The sequence below is a fragment of the Collinsella sp. TF08-11AT genome, assembly GCF_003437035.1.
Classification (GTDB): domain Bacteria; phylum Actinomycetota; class Coriobacteriia; order Coriobacteriales; family Coriobacteriaceae; genus Collinsella.
In genome coordinates, this window is record NZ_QSRL01000001.1 from 200,067 (window position 1) to 215,550 (window position 15,484).

Sequence of the window (15,484 nt, forward strand, 5' to 3'; positions counted from 1 at the left end):
ATATATGCGTGTCTTAGAACGGCATGCCCGGGATGTTGAGGCCGCCGGTGATGGCGCCCATCTGCTTGTTGGCGAGCTCGTTGACGCCGCGGACGGCCTCGTTGACGGCAGCCATGATCATGTCCTGCAGCATATCGACGTCCTCGGGATCGAGGGCATCGGGGTCAATAGTGAGGTTGACGAGCTCCATCTCGCCGTTAACGGTCACCTTGACCATACCGCCGCCGGCAGAGGCGTCGACGGTCTGGGACTTGAGGTTCTCCTGCGCGGCGGCAAGCTGCTCCTGCATCTTGCGAGCCTGCTTCATCATCTGCTGCATGTTCATACCGGCCATGATGGCTCCTTTACGTGCGGCCGCACGCCGAGCTGCAAGGGCAGCCGGAGCGCGGCGGGACTTTCAAACTCAAAAATCGTACCACGGCGTGAGGCCAGCGAACGGGGCGGACACGCTACCTCAGTCGATATACATGTCCTCCAATACAAACCGCACGCAAAGATTATGCAAGGTCGAATTATGCAAGGCTGCATAATATCGCACACTCAATCTAGTAGAGCCGAATCCGGCATTTCATGTGTGCCACTAAACAGCTAAATGCCGAACCGCTGCTCGAGGCGGCGCACATGGCGGCAGGGTATAATTTGGTTGCCATAAATAGCAATTTGGAGGTACCCCGTGAATGCCCCCGACGCGCTCCAAAACATCCGCTCAAAACACCCCGCTCTATATTTGGTTATCTATCTCTTTGCCGCCTGGGCATTGCTGGTTATCGTCACCCACGCTATAGCCTTTGGAGCAGAACTGCTGGTAGCCAGCTCGGACCAGCCAACCGTCAAATGGGAAGCGACCGATGAGTGCACCGACGGAACCCGAACCGTTTACTACAACAGCCCGTCCCTCTACCAAGAGCTCAAGGTCAAGATAAAAGATTCCAAGATTGTCGATGCCGAGCTAGGCTCTTTTTTGACAATCGGAGCAACCGTCAGCGCCGAACAAGTCGAGTACTCGGACAGCCGTGCGACGTATCGTGTCGACCTCAGCACCCTAGGCCGGCCGTCACGTACCTGCCTGCTCGAATGCGAGATACGTGGCACCACGCTACACATGTACGAAATACAGATGCGCCCGGACAAAAGAAAGTGATATATGGCCGAGTCGGAAAAGACTAGGCATAGACTCGTCCGCCTTCGTAAGCAAAACGCAAGATGAGCGGGGCGTTGTTGCGCACAAAATCATCGAGTTCTTTGAGGTTCGCTTCGCTAAAGCCCTCGTGTGACACCCAATTGAATGCCGGCAAGATACACTCCGCCGTGTCAAAACCCCAATCGCGCGGGCGCTCCACAACGACCTTCACCGTGTTGTCCTCACGGACTTCGGAATACGAAACCTGCGTATCGTCCTCGAGGCGGGCATATTCCCGCATCATAAGCTCGCTCCGTTCAAAGGGTTCTCTTCTTGAGCAGTATACCCGCCCACACGGTTACTCCACCGGCTTGAAGATGGTGGCCTGACCGAAGACGCTGCGGATGAGGTCTTTGGCCTCGTCCTCGGTCTGCGGGATGCTCGGGGCTGCGCCCTGATGGCCGAAGGGGCTGCCCGCACCGGGGTTGGACTCCCAGGGAGCCGCGGGGGCGTCGTCGCTTGCGGGGGCCGCGGGTGCCTCCGCAGCGGGCTTGGGCGCGGGTGTCGCACCCGGCACGTCGAACGGAGGCAGATCGTCCCCGCTCGCATCGCCAGCGAAGCCGCCGACCATGGCGTCGTCGTAGGGCACCTGCTCGGATTCCCACGGCGCGGACTGCGCGACAGGCTGAGCCTTCGGGGCAGCCGAGCGCTCGGGCGCACGGGGTGCGGGCTCGGTCGGGAGCTTACCCGTGGCAGGAGCGCCGGCGGGGTTGTCGGAGCGTAGCCAGGGGGCTTTGCCCAGGTCAGACGACTTGGGCGCGGGCGAAACGGGCTTGGGCGCGGGTGTCGGAGCAGCCGGTTTGGGCGCCGCGGGCTTAGGCGCCGACGGGGTCGATGCCGCTACCGGCGCCGCTTGCTGCTGCGGCGCGCTGGCGCTCGAGGATACAGGGGCCGCCGAGGACACGGGTTGCGGGTCCGCAGATGCCGCAGCCCGTGCAGATGGAGAATGCTCCTCATGTTGAGGAGCCGGCATGCCACCCCCACCCAGGACATAGTCGACGGTACGACGACCGAAGACCGCGCAGACCGTCGGCAGGACCACCGACTGCGTATCGGCGCGACCGAGCATCTTAATGGCAAAAGTCGAACCCGCGGGGAACGAGACCGTGAGCTTGGAGCCGTCGTCGGCCGTGGCGCGGGCGTTGAGCAAAAGCCCTGCGTAGGAAGCCTGACGCGCCTTGACACGCTCGACAACCTCGGCCCATTTGCGCTGCAGCTCTCCGGCATCCTCGACCGCGGGCGTCTCGGCAGCACCAGCGGCGGCAACCTGGGCGGCATTGTTGGACTGGGGCTTAGGTGCCGGAACGGTGGCAGGCGCGGGGGCCGGAGCCGCAACGGGTTGAGGTGCAGGCGTTACAGGTTTGGGCGCCGGCGCAGGAGCCGCGGACTTGGGCGCAGGCTGGGCAGCCGGAGCGGCAGCACCACGGTCCCAAGGCATACCGCCCTGGCGCGCGGACGTAGCAGCAGGGGCAGCGGATGCCGCCGGAGCAGCAGCACGGACGCCCGAAATTAGCGTCGGCTGCTGGGCAGCAGCGGGTACGGATGCTGCAGGCGCGGCGGCCTGAGCAGCAGCCACGCTCGCCGGAACGGCGGCGTTGGCAACCATGGCCTCCAAGCGAGCTACGCGCTCAGCCAAAGCTTCAATCGTCAAATCGGCCTCGGGACGTGCCAGACGCGTGCAGGCAATCTCGAGCACCAGGCGCACGTCGCTCGCGCCCCTCATCTCCAGTGCGGCATCGTCGAGCACTGTCAGCACACGGGCCAGGCGGTCGGCAGGATGCTCGCCAAAGGCAGCGGCCTCGGCAGCAAGCGCCTCGGCCTGCTCGGAGCCGCCCTCAAACAGCTCGGCACGGGCACCGGCAACGCAGGCAACGTACACGTCACGCACATGCGCCACCAGGTCGCGCGTCAGCTCCAGCAGATCGTTTCCTTCCTCGACCTGCGCACGAATCAGTCCATAGAGCTCGGCAACATCGCGATCGGCAATGGCGCGGGAAAACTCGCCCAGAATCTGGTCCGAAACCTCGCCTAAAAGCGAGCGGGCGTCGTCCGCATGCACAGAACCGTTGCCAAAGACGCTCAGCTGCTCCAGCGTGGACAACGCGTCGCGCATGCCGCCCTTGGCATGGCGCGCCACGATGGCCAGCGCCTCGTCGTCGTAATCGAAGCCCTCCTGCTCGCACACGTATGCCAAGCGATGCTCAATATCCTCGTTGCCGATGCGATGGAAATCGAAACGCTGACAGCGCGAGAGGATGGTCTCCAGAATCTTTTGCGGATCGGTGGTGCACAGTACAAAGATCACGTGCGCCGGCGGCTCCTCAAGCGTCTTGAGCAGAGCGTTGAACGCCGCCGTCGTGAGCATGTGGACCTCGTCGATGATATAGATCTTGTACTTGCCGCGCACCGGGGCAAAGTTGACGGAGTTGATGATTTCCTCGCGCACATTGTCCACGCCGGTACGGCTTGCGGCATCGAGCTCGTAGACATCGGGGTGGTTGCCCTCGGCAATGAGTTCGCACTCCTCGCAAGTACCGTCGGGCATGCAGCCGCTTGCACCCTCGGCGCGCGCCGCCTCGGCATTGCGGCACAGCAGCGCCTTGGCCAGAATGCGCGCCATGGTGGTCTTGCCCGTGCCGCGCGGTCCGCAGAACAGGTAGGCGTGGGACAGGCGCCCCTCGGTGATGGCGTGCTCGAGCGTCGAGACGATATGCTGCTGGCCCACCACGGAGTCGAAGGTGAGCGGGCGATACTTTCGGTACAACGATTCCATGGGTGCTCCCCCGGGTATACTGAGTCTTGTTGCCGCGACGGCCATGCGGTCGCACGGCATACTGCATTCATAATAACCCGTACGGCGAGTCCGCCGCGATAGGAGTCCAAAGAGCATGGCAGACGCAGAGAGCAACCTCATTCCCTCCGAAGCAGCCGACCAGGTCGAGGTCGCGCTCGAGGCGCAGGCCGCGGCCGATGACGGCATTCTGTACCTCAACGAGTATCAGTACGAAAACGACCTCGTCACCGACTTCGCCCGCCTGGTCGCCTCGCCCAGGCGCCGTGGCTCCCTGTACGTCGCCGCCGCGATTGCCGTGCTCATCGGCATCGGCATGCTGGTGGCCGGCGGCAGCTGGATCAAGTTCGGCGTCGTGCTGATCGTGTTCGGCGCCTTTTTGGCCTGGTGGAGCAAAAATCTGCACCATACGCTCGCGCGCGACTTTATCGAAGCCGTCGAGGCAGACGAGTCCATGGGCGGCCGCTACCGCCGCGTCGCCGCCAACGAGGACGGCCTGATGGTCTGGGGCAAGAGCGGCAAGTCGCAGTTCTTCCCGTTTGAGAAGCTCGACCACGTGCTCGACGGCGAGCGCATCTTTGTGGCCATGTTCGCCGACCAGGGCGTGACGATCCCCAAGGACACCTTTGTTCGCGGCGATGCCGAGCAGTTTGGCCCCTTCCTCAAGGCGCGCATCAACAAAAAACTCCGCATCGAGACCAAACGCAAGAAGATGAAGGCCGAGAAGGCCGCCGCCGAGGCCAAGCAGGGCGACAAGCCCCAGGAGACCAAAGGCAAGCAGCGCGAGCAGAAGAAGAACAAGAAGAAGCGCTAAGACCAAACCAGACAGGCAGCCTCGCATCCCGCTATCCTCCCCATGCACCTGAGCGTGTTACACTAGCAGCATCTATGCCACCGCGAACGGCTCGGCTCCGCGCCCGCCACTCGCAAACGAACTTTAAACGCACGAGGGTTGGCCATGCCGCTTTTCTCGCAACATACCGCCCGGTTCTCGCCGGACGTTCCTTTGGAGGGCACCAGCTCTCGCGAGCTGCTCAAGCGGTACCAGCCGCTCGAGACACTTGCGACCGGCGGTTTTGGCTCCATCGAGATCTGCCGCGACACGCACCTGCGCCGCCGCGTCGCCATTAAGCGCATCCCCCTTATCAACGGCGCCGGCATGCCCGCCAGCGACATCATGGATGTCCTGCGCGAGGCGCACACTGCCGCCATGCTTCAACATCCCAATATCGTGCAGGTCATCGACTTTACGCATGACACCGCCTATGCCTACCTGGTCATGGAGTATGTCGACGGTATGTCGCTGGCCGAGTTTTTGCATCGCGTGGACGGCCACTCGCTCACCTTTGACGAGGCCGCGGCCATTGCCGATGCCCTGGGCCAGGCGCTCACCTTCGCCCATAGCAATGGCGTACTCCACCTGGACATTAAGCCCGCCAACGTGCTCATCGACCACTCGGGCAATGTAAAGCTCACCGACTTTGGCATGGCGCGACTGTCGTCCGCCGGTGGCTTTGGCGGCTCGCGCGGCGGCACCATCGGCTACATGCCGCCCGAGCAGCTCGATATCGAGACCGGCACGGTCGACGAACGCGCCGATGTCTTTGCCCTTGCCTGCGTTATCTATGAGGGCTTGTGCGGCAGCGCTCCTTTTATGGCGGCCACGCCCGCCGACTCGCTCGGCCGCATCATCGGCGGCGCCACCTATCCCAGCGAGCTGATACCACACTTTCCCCCGGGAGCCGAGGCCGCGCTCATGAGCGCGCTCTCCCCCATGCCGCAGGACCGCCCCAACAGCATCGAGGCATTTTGCGACCAGCTCCTTGCCGGTCTGGGCAGCGTGCGCGAAGGCCGTCGCAGCCTGGAGCAAATGGTTGGCGAACTTTCGGATGACGAGCAGGAGCTCGACGATATCGAGCCGTCGCACTACGAGGACGACACCATCGAAGTCGACCCCGCACTCGGCTGGGCAGGCACGCGCTGGAGCCATGCGCGCGACTACGCCATGCACGCTATCTCGGCGCTAACGTGCGGCGCCTTTAGCTTTTTGCTGATGCAGACGGCCGGCGTCGCGGCGCTTCCCGGCCTGGTCATTGCGGCTATCGCGATCGGAGCGGCGGCCGGCCTGGCCCCCCAGATTGGCTCGGCCATCTCGGCTGTGGGCTTTTTGGTGCTCATGGCAAACGCCACCATGCAGGCACAGGGCGTCCTGTCGATGTTGCCCGTCGCGGTGATCTTTGCCGCCGCCATGTCCGGTTGGTGGATCGCCTGGGGTCGCACCGAGGCTGCCGCGAGCGCCGCACTCACCTGTGCACTCGCGCTTGGCTGTCTGACCGGCAATACCTTCCTGGCAGCTGGGGTCACCGCCGGCGTCGCGTCATTTTGGCTCGGCCCGGCAAGCGCCGCCGCGGCAACGGGCATGGGCGCACTTTTTGCCCGTCTGGCCACGGTCGCGCTTTCAGCCGGAGGCGTGCTGGGGCTCGGTAACGTTGCCGCAGCGCTGGGAGACCCACTCCTTTGGGCTGCCTTTGTGCTGGTAGCGGCAACTGCCGCGGCGTCATCTGCGCTGCTCAACGCCCATGCCAAGCGTGCCGATCAGGGCTCAAACCTTGCCGTAATCGCCGCCATCGCTGTCGCCGGCATCGGCTGCGCAGCGGCGTCCTGTCTTGCACACCATATGGAAATTGCCAGCCTTGCAGCCGCGGTCGTCGCCAAGGCGGCGGTTGCGGGAACCCTATCCTCTATAATCGTTGGGATATGCCTATATTTGCTCGGATACCAAAGAACCTATACGGAGAGTGATCTTTCGTGAACTTCCTGAACATCTTCGAGGACCACGTGGCCGGCATCTTCGGTGCCACCCGTGCCCCGTTCTCCTTTAAGAAGCTTGCCAAGCAGGCCGCTCGCGACATGGAGGATCAGACTCTGGTGATCAACGGCGTCAACACGGCGCCGGCACTCTATACCATCCTGATCGCCGCCGACGACGATCCCATGCTCGCCCCGTTCTACCCCGAGCTTTCGCGCGAGGTCCGCGAGTTTGTGAAGGCGCAGGCCGAAAAGCGCCGTTATGTCTTTGTCGGCGAGCCCCTCGTGCGCTTTATGATCGATCCGCAGCTGCGCGCCGGCAAGTTCTCGGTCTTTGCCGAGAACGTCGATGCCCCCACGCTCGGCCGCCTGTACGAAGAAGAGCGCGCCTATCAAAACGGTCTGGGCCAAAACAACTCCGCGGCAAGCCGTGCCGCCAGCGCCCCGCGCGCCGGCCAGCAGCAGTTTGCTGCCCCGCAGCCGCAGCGCCCCGCCGCCATGCCCCAGCAGCAGCCGACGCCTCGCGCCGCCGCTCCTGACCCGCTTGCCGTAGCAGATCCCTTCGCGCCTAGCGTCCCCGACCCCGCCGCTCCTATCCCGGTGCCGCAGACCGTCTCGCGCGACGCGCTTGCCGGCATGGGCGGAGCCGCCGCGACCGGTGCCGCCGTGGGCCTAGGCGCCGCAGCCGGCATCGCCTCCAACATGGCGAGCACTCGCGCCCCACAGCGCCCGCTCGCCCAGCTCGTCGACGTCGTGAGCGGCGAGAGCCATAGCATCACCTCCGCACAGGTGACTATCGGTCGCGAGCGCTCAGTTTCCGATATTGCCCTGCGCGACCCCAACGTGTCGCGCCGCCACGCCCAGCTCACCTTTACGGGCTCGGATTGGTCGATCGAGGACCTCAATTCCACCAACGGCACGCTCGTCAACAACCGCCGCATTACGCGCTGCCCGCTGCGCAACGGCGATCTGCTGACGTTTGGCCTGAGCACCTTTGAATTTAGGGGATAGTCTCTTATGAACATCGATATCGTCCTTTTTGCAGGCCGCATCGTCCTGGTCGCCCTGCTCTATATCTTCCTGTTCGCCGTCATGAAGACCGGCGTGGGACTTGTGCGCGGGCAGCGTCGCGACTCGGCTATCTGGACGATCGATGTGGACAAGGGCCCGCGCGGTATCCGCGGCATCCACGTAGACATGCTCGGCCCCGTCATCGTCGGTCGCTCGCCATCTTCGGACATCTGCATCAACGAACCGTTCGTCTCGGCCTCGCATGCGCGCTTTTCGCTGCAGGGCCCGGCGCTCATCATCGAGGACCTCAACTCGCTTAACGGCACGCTCGTCAACGGCCGCCAGCTTGTGGAGCCCGCAACGCTGCGCGAGGGCGACGAAGTCCAGATTGGCGACGTGGTCATGAAGGTGAACCGTCGATGATCGACGAGGAGAACAAGTCCGCAACCATGACCGAGGCACCGGCTGCCGCCGTAGCTGCACCGGCCCACGCCGCTCCGGCGGACTCCACACCCGTGGAGCCCGAGGACACCGTGTTCTCCCTGCCTCTTTCGCATGTAACGTATGATATTTCGGATCTCGCCGATAACGAGGGCGAAGAGGATGCCGTAGCGGCGCCCATCGGCGCACATGCTGCGGAACAGCCCACAGCGCCCGAAGCAACCCCGGCGCCGGCTCACTTTGCAGAGCCCGTCGCCGCGGCAATCAACGAGAGCGCTGCGGTGTTTGCGGCACCCGAACCCGCCGCGCCGGCGTTTCCCATAGCCCCGGCATCCGAGGTTGCGCCCGCGTCTACGCCGGCGCCCGAGCCTATAGACGTCAGCCCGCAAGACGACGAGTCGACCGCCTGCGCGTCCGAAGAGCCCGGCTCCCCGGACACCGGCGATTCCGAATCAAACGCCGAAACCGACACCGTCTCTCCCGGTGACACAGCCGAGATCGACGTTGCCGCCGTTGAGGCCAAGCTCAAAGACCCCGGCTCGACCATGAGCTTTGAGCCCCTGACCGAGGAGCGCATCGAGACCGACTCGACCTATGATGCCGGCACCACCACGCAACTCATGTGGGGCGCCCGCTCTGACGTTGGCTGTGTGCGCCCGCACAATGAGGATTCCTACCTGGTGCAGTCGCCGCTCTTTTGCGTATGCGACGGCATGGGCGGTCACGCCGCCGGCGAGGTAGCCTCTTCCATCGCCGTCGAGACTATTGCCAAGACGGCCCCGCAGTCCGCCGACGCAGCACGCCTGGCCGCAGCCGTCGAGGCAGCCAACGCCGCCGTAATCGAGGCCGCCTTGAATGGCCTGGGCAAGCCCGGCATGGGCTGCACAGCCACTTGCGCCTATATCGAAAACGACACGCTCGCCATCGCCCACGTGGGTGACTCTCGCGCCTACCTGCTCCACGAGGGCACGCTCATCCGCGTGACCCGCGACCACTCCTACGTGGAGGAGCTCGTGGACGCCGGCGAGATTACGGCAGACGAGGCTCGCGTCCACCCCAACCGCTCGGTCATCACCCGTGCGCTGGGCTCGGACCCCGCCATGTATGCCGACCACTTCACTCTGCATATCGAGGAAGGCGACCGCCTGATCCTGTGCTCCGACGGCCTTTCGAGCATGATTCCCGATAGCGATATCGAGAACATCGCCACGCAGTCCTCAACCGCGCAAATCTGCGTCGACAACCTAGTGGACGCGGCGCTTGCCGCCGGCGGCCACGACAACGTGACCGTAGTAGTCGTTGACCTGGTTGACGATGGCGTTATGCGCGAGGCGCAGCGCGTGCGTCGCCGCAACGTCACCATCGGCGTCGTCTTAGGTCTCGTCTTGGTGCTGGCGGCTGCCATCTGGGCCTACACGGGTGTCACCGGCTCGTACTACCTGGGTACCTACCAGGGCAATGTCGCCGTCTGGCGCGGCCTGCCCGGCAAGCCGCTCGGACTCAAGCTCCACTGGCTCGAAAGCGAAACCAGTATCAAGCTGTCCGACCTGCCCGAAGACACGCAAAACCGCCTCAAGGCGGGCATTCCGCAAACAAGTGTCGACGATGCGCAGGACACGATATCCAAGTACCGCCACCAGATCGACGAGGAGCAGACCCGCCAGGTGATCGACGCGCAAACGATTCGCGACAACACCGGCCAGGGATCGACCTCCGAATCAGATTCCGAGAAAACCGCCGAACAGTCCGCCGAGGCCGAAGCCTCCGAAAAGAACTAGAAAGGGAGTGCCGCTTATGAGTCGCCGCAACACCGAGCTGCTCTTGCTCATCGCCTCGGCGTTCCCCGTCATCCTGCTGTATGCGATGTACGTCCTCACCGCGGGCGCTGCCATCTCCTTTGAGACGCTCGCCGTACCGATCGGCCTCTTTGCCGCCTTTGCCGCGGCCCACATTGCCGTGCGCATCTTGGCGCCCGGTGCCGACCCCGCCATCCTGCCCATTGTCTTTGTGCTTTCGGGCATCGGCATCACGTTCGTGACGCGTCTCGCCCCCGCTCTCGCCATCTCACAGCTCATCATCCTGTTTGTCTCGGTGGCCCTGATGGTGGGAACGCTCGCACTGGTCAAAAACCTCGACGTGGTCATGCGCTACAAGTACACCTTTGGCATTATCGGCATCATCCTGCTGATGCTGCCCATCTTTATCGGCACCACGATCTCGGGCTCCAAGCTGTGGATTCGCATCGCGGGCTTTACCATCCAGCCTGGCGAGTTCGCCAAGGTCTTTATCGTGCTGTTCCTGGCCGGGTACCTGGCCGAGAACCGCGAGCTGCTCTCCATCTCCAACCGCAAGATCTTAGGTCTTAAGATCCCTCGCCTGCGACTGCTGCTGCCGCTGTTTGCCGTGTGGGGTGTGTGCCTGCTCGTCGTCGTCTTCGAACGCGATCTGGGTTCGGCCGTGCTGTTCTACACCATCTTCTTGCTGATGCTCTACGTTGCCACGGGACGATTCTCGTATGTCGTTATCGGCCTTGCGCTCTTAGCTGTCGGAGCCGTGGGCGCCTACAAGTTCCTATCGCACGTTCAGGTGCGTTTCCAGGTTTGGGTCGATCCGTTTAAGGACGCCCAGGGCCAGGGCTACCAGATCGTCCAGTCGCTCTTCTCGCTTGCCGATGGCGGCCTGGTCGGTGTTGGCATCGGCAACGGCATGGCCAACAACATCCCTGTCGTCGAGTCCGACTTTATCTTCTCGGCTATCGGCGAGGAGATGGGCCTTTTGGGCGGCGGCGCCGTGCTCATCCTGTTTATGCTCTTTGCCGTTCGCGGCCTGACCACAGCTGCCCGCGCTAAATCCGACCTCGCCGCCTTTAGCGCCACGGGCCTTACGGCCGCCATCAGCTTCCAGGCCTTCTTGATCGTTGGCGGCGTAACCCGCCTGATCCCGCTGACCGGCGTCACCCTGCCCTTTATGAGCCAGGGCGGTTCCTCGCTGCTGGCGAGCTTTATCATCGTCGCGCTCCTGCTGCGCGCCGGTGACGAGGCGACCGGACGCGAGGCCGAGCTTACCGGCACCGGCACCATGGCTGCCATCACCGATGATCAGGTCGCATCTGCCGCCGCCCCGACGGGCACGCGCTTTGCCACCTCGTCTTCCTACGGCAGCGGCAGCCATTCCGTCGGCTCGCGCATGCGCCGTCGCCTGCTCGACACGCCTGAATCCGGTGTGCTCGGCCGCGTTGCGCTCGCCAACCGTCTAACCCGCGCGGTACTCGCCTTTACGGCGCTGTTCGCCATCCTTATCGGCAACCTCACCTATGTCCAGGTCATCAAGGCCAAGGACTATCAGGACATGCCGACCAACAACCACACCATCGCCCGCTCCAAGTACATCCAGCGCGGTTCCATCATCACGTCCGACGGCGTGACGCTGGCCGAGTCGCTGCAGCAGGAGGACGGCACCTACGTACGCTCCTACCCCAACGGTAACCTGGCAGCGCACGTGGTTGGCTACGTGAGCCAGCAGTATGGCACCACCGCCATCGAGAGCGTCATGAACGACACGCTCACCGGTTCTAAGGACTACTCCAGCTGGAACAACGCCATCGCGTCACTCGCGGGCCAGACCCAGCCGGGCAACACCGCCAAGCTCACCATCGACTCGCGCATCCAGACGGCTGCTGAGCAGGCGCTCAAGGGCTTTAAGGGCGCTGTAGTGGTCATCGACCCGCGTACCGGCGCGGTTCTCGCATGTGCCAGCTCGCCCACCTACGACAACACCAACATCGATGCCCTGCTGCAGACGGGCGGCGGCGAGGACGGCTCCATGTACAATCGCGCCATGGACGCGCTGTACACGCCGGGCTCAACGTTTAAGGTCGTTACGCTTTCCGCGGCACTCGAGACCGGTACCGCCAGCCTTACCAGCACCTACCAGGCGCCCGGCTCCATGGACATCGGCAACGCACCGGTCACCAACTATGCCGACGAGAGCTACGGCACCATCAGCCTGCAGCAGGCCTTTGCCGTGTCCTCCAACGTCGTCTTTGGCCAGGTGGCAAACGAAGTTGGCGCAAACACGCTCGTGCAGTTTGCCAACGCCTTTGGCTACGGCCAAAAGCTCGGCCAGGACCTGACCTCCGCGGCCTCCATCATGGCAGACCCGTCGCTCATGACCGAGTGGGAGACCGCCTGGGCCGGCGCCGGCCAGCCTGTCGGCATGGACCACACGCCCGGCCCGCAGACCACCGTCATGCAAAACGCCGTGATTGCCGCCGCCATCGCTAACAGTGGCGTGGTCATGGACCCGTACTTTGTAGCCCAGGTACTCGCCCCGGACGGAACTGTGGTCAAGACCACGCAGTCCCGCTCGCTGGGTCAGGCCGTCAGCTCCGCCACGGCCGACCAGGTCAAGCAGGCCATGCTCGCCGTCGTCCAGTCCGGTACCGGCACCGATGCCCAGGTCCCCGGCGTCAAGGTCGCCGGCAAGACCGGCTCGGCCGAGACCGGCGGCACCAACGTCAACTCGATGTTCGTTGGCTTTGCACCTTACGATTCACCCACGGTCGCCATCTCGGTGGCCTTGGAGGATTACGACAAACACGACGTCAAGGCGGCCAAGATTGCCGGCATCGTCCTGACCGCAGCGCTCGCCGCACAGGGAGCGTGATGCCCATGATCGAATCGGTCACCCGAGGCGCGCCGCGGCCGAAGAGTTAACGGCAACGCGCCACACGGCCCCAGCGGCCACATCGTAGGTACTACACACATCGTTGAGCGAATAGTTATGTTAGGAGCAGGAATGGAACAGAGGGTCCTCGGGGGAAGATACCTCCTCAAGGATAAGGTGGGGACAGGCGGCATGGCGACCGTCTTCCGTGCGCAGGACCAGGTCCTCGACCGCACGGTAGCCGTCAAGATCATGCTGCCGCAGTATGCTGGCGACGCAACCTTCGCCGCACGCTTTAAGCAGGAGGCCCAGGCAGCAGCCGGTCTCTCCTCCCCCTATATCGTGGGCGTCTACGATTGGGGCAAGGACGGCGACACCTATTACATCGTCATGGAGTACCTGCGCGGCACCGACCTTAAGAGCGGCATCAAGAGCCACGGCGCCCTCGACCCCAAGAAGGTCGCCCAGATCGGCTCGCAGATCAGCTCCGCGCTTTCGGTCGCCCACAAGCACGAGATCATCCACCGCGACATCAAGCCGCAGAACATCATGGTGCTGCCCGACGGCAACATCAAGGTGATGGACTTTGGCATCGCGCGCGCCAAGAACAGCCACCTCACGCAAGACAACAACGTGCTGGGAACCGCCCACTACGTCAGCCCCGAGCAGACCCGTGGTCAGGACCTCGGCCCCACCTCGGATATCTACTCGCTGGGCGTCGTGATGTACGAGTGCGCCACCGGCCGCGTTCCCTTTGACGGTGACGACGCTATCTCGGTCGCACTCAAGCAGGTCAACGAGCTGCCTATTCCGCCGAGCCAGATCAACTCCGGTGTCGACGCCGACCTTGAGCGCATCATCCTCAAGTGCATGGAGAAGGACCCGGCAAACCGCTTCCAGACCGCCGACGAGCTGCGTCAGGTGCTCAACAGCTACCTGTCGGGCCGTGCCGTCAACATCTCGGAGCCCACGCGCATCATCGGTGCCCCCGGTGAGCTGGGCGCCACCAAGACTCGCGAGCTTTCCGATCAGACGCGCACCATGGTGCGTCCCGTCTCGGGCGTGAGCGGCCAGAATACCGCCCGTAGCTCGGTTTCGGGCTCCACCGGCTCCTACGAGGTCGAAAAGCCCAAATCCAACAAAAACAAGATCATCGCCGCCGTGGTGGCAGCCGTTGCCGTCATCGGTATCGTGGTGGCCTTTGCCACAGGACTCTTTGGCGGCGAGCAGGTCACCGTGCCCGATGTGCTAGGCAAGGACCAGCAGACTGCCGTCGAGCTGATCAAGGAAGCCGGCCTCGAGGTCGGCACCATCGACCAAAGCTACAACGACGATGTCGACGAGGGCAAGATCGCCGAGCAGACGCCCAACGGCAACACCAAGAAGGCCAAGGGCACTAAGGTGAACCTGGTAATCTCCAAGGGCCCCAAGCCCTCCGAGAAGGTCGAGGTTCCCCGGCTGGTCGGCCTGACCAAGGACCAGGCAGAAGCCGCGCTGGCAAGCGTTGGCCTGAAGGGCAACGCCTCCGAGGAGGCCAACGAGGCCGATGAGGGCCAGGTCTTTGAGCAGGGCACCGAAGCCGGTAAGGAAGTCGCGAAGGGCACGACCATCTCGTACAAGGTCTCGAGCGGCCCGGATACCACGTCCGTCCCCGACCTAACCGACATGACCGAGGCCCAGGCGCGCAACGCCCTCGATATGGCAGGCTTTGGCGTCGACGTGAGCTACCAGGAGAACGACTCGGTTACCGAGGGCACCGTGATCAGCTGGAACCCCAGCGGTAAGCAGAAGCCCGGCGCCACGATTACCGTCGTCATTGCCAAGAAGTCCGGCAAGGCCAGCGTTCCGGGTAACCTGTACGGCAAGAGCATCTCCGCCGCCGTCACCGCGCTCAACAACGCCGGGTTCTACAACATCGCGTTCTGCGACCAGAACGGCAACCCCGTGAGCGGCAACGAGGATGCCACCGTTACGGGCGTCTCCCCCACCGGCAAGCAGTCCACCGACAGCACGATTACGCTGACGGTTTCGATTTCTGGCTCGGGTTCGGGCTCTGGCTCGGGCACGAGCACGGGCGACGATTCCGGTACGACCAACTAGTCGCCGCCCCACCGCCCATTACGGCTCCCGCCGCAAACATATTCGCTCACAGGCGCCCGCTTGCTCCCCCAGCAAGCGGGCGCTTCGTTTTTGACATGACATGAACCAGAAGAGCCCGGTACCGTGACGGTGTACCGGGCTCGATCAATCTCTGGTGTCCCCGGGCTGATTCGAAAACTCCCCCCCGCGGGGAAATTGGTGACGCGGGTGTCGACGGTCCTAATCCGTCGGCAGCTCCCACAAACCAGAAACGGCGCCGCTCTCGCGACGCCGTTATAATCTTCTGGTGCCCCCGGGCGGATTCGAACCGTCGACACCCGCTTTAGGAGAGCGGTGCTCTATCCCCTGAGCTACGGAGGCATGTTGTACTAGTGTAGCAGATTTACACGTTGTGATGCAGCGTGTAGCCACTCTTCGAAGTTGCGGTGGAACAGCCCTCCGGAAAGTGCGTCCCACTATCCAGGCAAATTCTGGGTCAGACTTTCCCC

11 protein-coding genes and 1 tRNA gene are annotated in these 15,484 nt (G+C 63.6%); 8 read left to right on the forward strand and 4 right to left on the reverse strand.

Annotated elements, in window-relative coordinates; genetic code table 11:
* Positions 1–13: 13 nt before the first annotated feature.
* Positions 14–334: a YbaB/EbfC family nucleoid-associated protein gene (locus DXC79_RS00835; protein WP_006235174.1), complete on the reverse strand. Its 321-nt coding sequence runs from the start codon at positions 332–334 to the stop codon at positions 14–16.
* 339 nt (positions 335–673) lie between these two features.
* Between DXC79_RS00835 and DXC79_RS00840 the strand changes: the two genes are divergently transcribed.
* On the forward strand, positions 674–1,141 hold the full coding sequence (locus DXC79_RS00840; RefSeq protein ID WP_117634451.1) for a hypothetical protein: 468 nt from the start codon (positions 674–676) through the stop codon (positions 1,139–1,141).
* A 22-nt stretch (positions 1,142–1,163) separates the two neighbouring features.
* Here DXC79_RS00840 and DXC79_RS00845 read toward each other — a convergent pair whose 3' ends face one another.
* Complete coding sequence (locus tag DXC79_RS00845; protein WP_117634453.1) at positions 1,164–1,424, reverse strand: hypothetical protein; 261 nt, start codon at positions 1,422–1,424, stop codon at positions 1,164–1,166.
* Positions 1,425–1,478: 54 nt separating this feature from the next.
* Positions 1,479–3,953 (reverse strand): DNA polymerase III subunit gamma/tau, encoded by a 2,475-nt coding sequence (gene dnaX / locus DXC79_RS00850; protein WP_158550932.1) that lies wholly within the window; start codon positions 3,951–3,953, stop codon positions 1,479–1,481.
* A gap of 115 nt (positions 3,954–4,068) precedes the next feature.
* Between dnaX and DXC79_RS00855 the strand changes: the two genes are divergently transcribed.
* The 7 genes from DXC79_RS00855 (at position 4,069) to pknB (ending at position 14,996) form a co-directional block, all read left to right on the forward strand.
* Entirely contained in the window at positions 4,069–4,785 is a 717-nt protein-coding gene (locus DXC79_RS00855) for a hypothetical protein (protein ID WP_117634458.1), read from the forward strand.
* Between the two features lie 144 nt (positions 4,786–4,929).
* Entirely contained in the window at positions 4,930–6,783 is a 1,854-nt protein-coding gene (locus DXC79_RS00860) for a serine/threonine-protein kinase (protein WP_117634460.1), read from the forward strand.
* Positions 6,780–7,790, forward strand: coding sequence for an FhaA domain-containing protein (locus DXC79_RS00865; protein ID WP_117564937.1), 1,011 nt, complete (start codon positions 6,780–6,782; stop codon positions 7,788–7,790). The genes DXC79_RS00860 and DXC79_RS00865 overlap by 4 nt, the downstream gene beginning before the upstream one ends.
* Positions 7,791–7,796: 6 nt before the next feature.
* Positions 7,797–8,213 (forward strand): FHA domain-containing protein, encoded by a 417-nt coding sequence (locus DXC79_RS00870; RefSeq protein ID WP_006235180.1) that lies wholly within the window; start codon positions 7,797–7,799, stop codon positions 8,211–8,213.
* A complete protein-coding gene (locus tag DXC79_RS00875) occupies positions 8,210–10,009 on the forward strand; it encodes a Stp1/IreP family PP2C-type Ser/Thr phosphatase (protein ID WP_117634462.1) in 1,800 nt (599 codons plus the stop codon). Before DXC79_RS00870 ends, DXC79_RS00875 begins: the two co-directional genes overlap by 4 nt.
* Positions 10,010–10,025: 16 nt before the next feature.
* Positions 10,026–12,896: an FtsW/RodA/SpoVE family cell cycle protein gene (locus tag DXC79_RS00880; RefSeq protein ID WP_117634464.1), complete on the forward strand. Its 2,871-nt coding sequence runs from the start codon at positions 10,026–10,028 to the stop codon at positions 12,894–12,896.
* Between the two features lie 132 nt (positions 12,897–13,028).
* Positions 13,029–14,996 carry a Stk1 family PASTA domain-containing Ser/Thr kinase gene (gene pknB, locus DXC79_RS00885; protein ID WP_117634466.1) on the forward strand — a complete coding sequence of 656 codons (1,968 nt, stop codon included), beginning with the start codon at positions 13,029–13,031 and terminating at the stop codon, positions 14,994–14,996.
* Positions 14,997–15,280: 284 nt separating this feature from the next.
* Here the strand turns inward: pknB and DXC79_RS00890 are convergent.
* Positions 15,281–15,356 (reverse strand) — tRNA-Arg (locus tag DXC79_RS00890).
* Positions 15,357–15,484: the final 128 nt, after the last annotated feature.